The following is a 279-nucleotide window of genomic DNA, read 5'->3' on the forward strand; positions in this document are numbered from 1 at the left end:
CCGAACAAGCCCTACGACATGGGCGAGCTGATCCGCCGGGTGGTCGACGAGGGCGACTTCTTCGAGATCCAGGCGGCCTATGCCCGCAACATCATGACCGGCTTCGGCCGGATCGAGGGCCGCACGGTCGGGTTCGTCGCCTTCCTCGCTGCGCTCGCAATGACGGTGGAAGGGATTTGGCAGCGCGTCGAACCAGGTTCGCACAATTATTGCCGCCGCTCGGAAGTTGTGCCTACCGGTTCTGATAGTAATCCCAGACCAGGAAGGCCGGGAATGGGA

1 pseudogene is annotated in these 279 nt (G+C 62.7%); it reads left to right on the plus strand.

From position 1 onward, the window contains the following. Window positions 1-141 (plus strand): annotated as a pseudogene (locus MKK65_RS29140) (carboxyl transferase domain-containing protein); the annotation flags it as partial. Between the last annotated feature and the right edge of the window lie 138 nt (window positions 142-279).

The organism is Methylobacterium sp. J-001 (genome assembly GCF_022829565.1).
Taxonomy (GTDB): domain Bacteria; phylum Pseudomonadota; class Alphaproteobacteria; order Rhizobiales; family Beijerinckiaceae; genus Methylobacterium.